Below are 5,114 nucleotides of genomic sequence, written 5' to 3'. Positions count from 1 at the left end.
TCTTAGTATGAACGGCCGGGAGCTTTACCATTATTCAAGGCTTCGGGAAGACGCCCACGCTCAGTGGGATATCAGGAATATTGCTCACAGAATGCTGGCTGCCTTAAGAGAAAAGGCACCTTACACATGCATGCTTACCGGTGGAAAATCCGAAGTATCCGATCTGTTCAGCCCCACCATGTTAAGTAAATGAAGGGACGATTTACCTGAGATTGAGGTTATCGGATAAACTCAACGCTGATCCTTATCAGCCATGACGAACAGTTGCTGTCCATCCTGGTTGAAAAAATCTACGAAGTTCAGAGGGGAAAAGCCAGTCTGTTCCAGGGAAGCTTTGAATACTACCTTTTTTATAGCTTTTCCATTTTTTTAGGATATCAAGACATAATTCTGGTTCAGAATGTTCGATGATAAGGAGAACGAGAATGTCGCTGGACACACAGGCACTATTGTGAACGTACTGCAAAGTATTCACAATCTCATCTATAGAGTAATGAAGAATTTCGCAAAATTCTGACGAATACCCCTTCGAGGATAGGGAATGTGAGTTCGACAGAGCCTTCGGTGTAGTATAATATCAGCTGTGGATCGGCTATTGTACCAATCGTTTCTTTCGTGTAAATATCGAAATAATCACGACCAGTAGCATTTGTGCCTATCCATATACCATAATTCGGGTATGCACCATCTATCCATTTCTGTGCCCAGGTCGTAACGTCTATAGTCCACCAAGCGTATTCCGGGGCAGGTGGCACGTGCCAATCGTGATAATTGGGTCTATTGTTCCATGTTATTTCGTTTTCATCCCAATTACCACTGCACTTGGCAACCCACACTTCATTCGGCGGGAAAGTACCTCGAGTCTTATAGATATATACGGCAACTTTCGCGGAATCGAGCGTAATACCCGAGTATGGCGTAACGTCAAACCTAAGCGCAGTCCACATGTGCTCGTAATTGAATCTATAGCGAGAAAACAACCTGGCCCAAAATTCCCAGATAAGTTCTAAAGCATCTTTACCGATTGTTGCTTCATTATAAGAACCATAGTTATTATTGGGAGCAAATCTCCATACGAAAGAATCGTCGCTCGGATAAACAACTGCAACCGTAGCCAGGGCCACACTCGAAACGGTAAGCATTAACGCAATAGTTACTACTGAATACTTCAACATAATTAAACCCTTCTTATATTAATGATTATGACCTGTTTCAAAGGATAATACCAAATGTAACTCTGCCCGGTCAATGCAACGGACATCTGATAACTGCCAGGTTCTTCGCAGCAGGGCACACATCTGCATTGAAGCCGGAATAGAAAAATCATTCAATCTCGATCCCAGGAATATCATCCCTACAGGGAACATAGTCTGCATCGGATTCACAGACTAATTCCAGGTGCTTCAGGATGCGCCTGATGACCGAAGGCTGTTCGATAAGAGAGATGACCTTCATGCAGTCGTCGCATTTCGGGTACTTCAGAGCATCCACATCCCAGATCTTCTTCAGAAGAGCAGCCCACACCTGTCTTCTGCTGCATGAGTATGACGGCGGTCTTCTATGGAAGCATCAGACTACTATCCGGTTGGAAGCTTCGCCAATTTGTACGCTGATTTTACCTTAAAGGTATCTGCGCGTATTATTGACCTACTCTGATCCTCCGCTATAGACTAGTGCTGTCGGGATTCCAGAGATGGATTCCCCGATCAGGAGCAGTTTTCCCGAAATGCGGTCTTCAGCCACGTTGATCCTGCTTGCGCTCACGTCGATCATCTGTGACGATCCCAGTTCCTCGTTGGCTGCCAGCAACTGCTCCATCGGGAAGCCAAGCTCATCCAGCTGTTCCGTCGAACCTTCTACACGATAGAAGATGAATTCCTTGTCACTGTTGATAATTATGTATGCGTCGACTCCACAGGGAAGCCCCTCGATCATCGCCTGGTCTCCGAAATCTGTGTAATCGATCAACAGGTATTCATTACTGGCCGGGATGCGTCTGTTCTCTGATAACTGGTCATTTCCAGACAGGGTGCTCTCGGCGAACAAACCCAGTCTCTCGAGCTTGTCCACAGGACCGAGGGCGGCGTAGATATATTCGCCAGAGTTCATTAATGTAACCCAGGCCTCACAGCCATTCTCAGTCGGTCCTCCTGTGGAGTGGAGGTAGTAGGATCCGTTGTAAGAGAGACAGAGAGGTACATCCTCCTCTGTCAGGACGGATATCTGTGATTCGTCAGATTGATCACTGATGAAGGCTTCCTCTTCTGTAAGTTCGGATGTTTGTGATTCATCAGATTGATCACTGATGGAATTCTGGAATTGTCAATTGAGAGAGGTCCTATGATTTCGCTGAAGATCGTATCCCCGTCAACGGCGCCAAGCTTTATCCTTAGTTCCATAGGCTCAATTCCCGGAAGGTCTTCCGAAGAGTTCCAGGTTACTGTTGAAATGTATGAAGAAGGCAGGTAGCGTTCGTTAGCGTTCAGGCCCACAGCAGGAATCCATGTGGATGAACCTTCCAATTTGTAATGCAGCACAAGGGATATTTCATCTCCCTCGGGATCTGAAATGCGGAATGAGATTGGAATGGAACCGTCAAAGGTTTCCCATTTGCCAGGGGATGTGACCGTAATTGATGGATATCTGTTGTTGTCTACATGGAACGGGGAGGAGGGTACCGCTATTCCCACATCGAGGTCTTCGGGGACAGCTCTGAATTTAACCTGATTGCCATCAAACCCGGGTATATCCACCTCCGATTCCCAGATGACATCGTTCTGATATGAACTGGAAATGGGGGTGGAACTCTCGAGTACTGTAGCGGTTCTCCAGTTCCTTCCCGCATCGGTAGAGTATTCGTACTGAACATCTAGTGGATTTCCCTCTGGATCGGAAAGCCTGACACCCAGAGTGATTCTGCCTGAGACTTCTTCCTAATACTAGGAAAGTTGATTTTCTACGATCCTATTACCCACTCCTAAAACAGCTCATCTATACGCAGATGTTACCTTTTTCTGCCTGAAACCAGCATGCCAGAAGCTTTTGGTTCCCGGGTAATCCCGGAAACTGACCATACTGTCCGAAACAAACTTGGTCAAACATGCCTTCCCGCAGGTTTTCACTGGAAGCACCGCATCAGGGCATACTTCACTCCCTGAAGCCGGATCGCTGAAAACTTACCCAGCCTCTATCTCAGGTACATCATCCTGCCATGGAACGTAGTCTGCGCAGGGTTCGCAGACAAGCTCCAGCTCCGCATCTTCTCCACAAGCTCCTCGGAAATCATATCCTCTTCGAGAAGCATTCTGAAAATAAGACCGGCAAAGAGCTTTTCAAGCACCTGGAGACCTGCGGTGTCTATTTCAGGCCTGGGGTAATAATTACCTTCCCTGTCCCAGCAGGTGTCAGTAATCAGAGCGTGAACATGGGGGTTCCAGTTGGCCATGCCACCGAAAGTCTGCGGCACAAGGATGCCGCCGGGAAAAACATCCCTGCGATCAAGGGCTTCATGAAGAAACACCGTAAGTGAGTCCCAGGCGCATCTGCAAAGCTTTGGCAGAAGTTTTCTATGGTGCAGGAAGTGCAGCCTGAGCATCTTCGGAACACTCAACACCCAGTGCCGGTGGGGAACCGATCTGAAGAGTTCTTCTTCAAGGAAGATAGCAAGGTCTAATGACTTCCTCTTCGAGCAGGATGGACAGAATGCACGGCACTTGCAGGAGAAGGCTCTCGGATATTCAGCTCCGCAGTCTTTGCAGCGAATCCTGGCAAAATCGTAATGAGGATCACCGTATTCCAGGTATTTCTCAACAACTTCATCGGTAAGGGGGTGCCAGAAGCCGTAATGTTTTGAGAAGCGTTCGTTATACACATCCCTGAATTCCTCATAATGGGTATCCAGCAGTCGGAACAAAGTAGAATTCTATATCGCTCCTATAAGTAATCATCAATTGAGATGAAGACCTTGTCCTATTTCAGATGAACCATCCTCCGAACAACCTGCTGATAACCAACTGTAACCACGGCAAAATAGATACCGTGACCAAGCGGTGCGTCGTCATTGTCTCTGCCGTCCCAGCTAAGCAGCAACTCTCCGGCGGGACACATATCTTCCATTAGTAAGGATACCTGCCTGCCGGTTATGTCATACACAACAGCAAGAACCATTCCTGAAGCCGGCAATGTCAGGCTTAGTGTGGTTGAAGATGTGAACGGGTTGGGATAAGCGGGGAGAAGAGAAGGAGCGATAACTCCAGGTTCTGTTTGCCCCTCAATACCGGTCGGGTAACCGGCGACCTCCAGCGATGGATCACCGTAAAGGTTGAAGTTGTACATGTTCAAGTATTCATAGATATGTGACCAGCCGTAAACGGTTGTAGCGTCGTACTTGCCGTTATACAGGGCAACTCCCACATGCTCGCCTTCACTGACAAGATAACGGTTGAAATCGAAGCAGATCTGCTGCGTTCCTCCTGGATCATTTATCCAGTCACGCGAGATGGCCGCAATTCTTGAAGCACTCACTATACCAACAGAAGCACCCCAGCCCGGCTTTGTTAAAAGGTCAATGCCCAGGTTCCCCCATGCGTTTGGTTCGGGATAGCCCACATCACACGAGATAGCAAATACAACCGACGGGTAATCATCATCAAGATCTGTCGAGGAAGTTTTTATGAAGGTAACGCAATAGACTTCACCATTACCTGTTTCAGGAACGCCGTCACCGTCATCCCATTCCCAGACGGATCTTGCAGCTTCGTTGGTCCAGCCATGACCTGACCAGTTAACCACCGCATACTGACCATTGCGCCAATGATTGGAGAAGGCACCTTCGCTCACAGGGGGCCATGGGAACGGGGACTGAACAAGACCCCATTGTTCACTCATGTGTGTAATGTTCCAGCCGTCCATCAACCCGGTCTCGATGGAATCGATTACCGTGGCTCCATCAGTAAAAGGACAACCGCTGTGGTCCTGGTTCTCGAAGTAAAGTATGGATGTGGGATGGAGAACATTCTTCTTCCAGCTTCCGGCATCCTGCTCAAAGGTAACGGATTTGTTGAGGGTATATGTGATACGACCGGTGTCATTCACCGGTATCCTTCCCACATAAA

The 5,114-nt window shown here is 47.8% G+C and carries 7 protein-coding genes; 1 reads left to right on the top strand and 6 read right to left on the bottom strand.

The features are described from left to right. The coding region (locus K8S15_02835; protein MCD4774970.1) for an FAD-dependent thymidylate synthase at positions 1–193 on the top strand (193 nt) is incomplete at its 5' end. Positions 194–479: 286 nt separating this feature from the next. Here K8S15_02835 and K8S15_02830 read toward each other — a convergent pair. From K8S15_02830 to K8S15_02805, 6 genes are all read right to left on the bottom strand, one after another. Beyond that, complete coding sequence (locus K8S15_02830) at positions 480–1,175, bottom strand: DNRLRE domain-containing protein (protein ID MCD4774969.1); 696 nt, start codon at positions 1,173–1,175, stop codon at positions 480–482. A 148-nt stretch (positions 1,176–1,323) separates the two neighbouring features. After that, on the bottom strand, positions 1,324–1,524 hold the full coding sequence (locus K8S15_02825) for a hypothetical protein (protein ID MCD4774968.1): 201 nt from the start codon (positions 1,522–1,524) through the stop codon (positions 1,324–1,326). 123 nt (positions 1,525–1,647) lie between these two features. Further along, positions 1,648–2,109 carry a hypothetical protein gene (locus K8S15_02820; protein MCD4774967.1) on the bottom strand — a complete coding sequence of 154 codons (462 nt, stop codon included), beginning with the start codon at positions 2,107–2,109 and terminating at the stop codon, positions 1,648–1,650. 101 nt (positions 2,110–2,210) lie between these two features. Further along, positions 2,211–2,753, bottom strand: a complete 543-nt coding sequence (locus K8S15_02815; GenBank protein ID MCD4774966.1) for a hypothetical protein — start codon at positions 2,751–2,753, stop codon at positions 2,211–2,213. Positions 2,754–3,187: 434 nt separating this feature from the next. Further along, a complete protein-coding gene (locus tag K8S15_02810; GenBank protein ID MCD4774965.1) occupies positions 3,188–3,913 on the bottom strand; it encodes a transposase zinc-binding domain-containing protein in 726 nt (241 codons plus the stop codon). A 56-nt stretch (positions 3,914–3,969) separates the two neighbouring features. After that, on the bottom strand, positions 3,970–5,114 hold a 1,145-nt coding region (locus K8S15_02805; GenBank protein ID MCD4774964.1), incomplete at its 5' end, for a T9SS type A sorting domain-containing protein.

It is taken from the genome of Candidatus Aegiribacteria sp. (genome assembly GCA_021108005.1).
Taxonomy (GTDB): domain Bacteria; phylum Fermentibacterota; class Fermentibacteria; order Fermentibacterales; family JCC-6; genus Aegiribacteria.
Note: the sequence above shows the minus strand (reverse complement) of the source record. Positions and strands in the feature narration are given on the sequence as shown.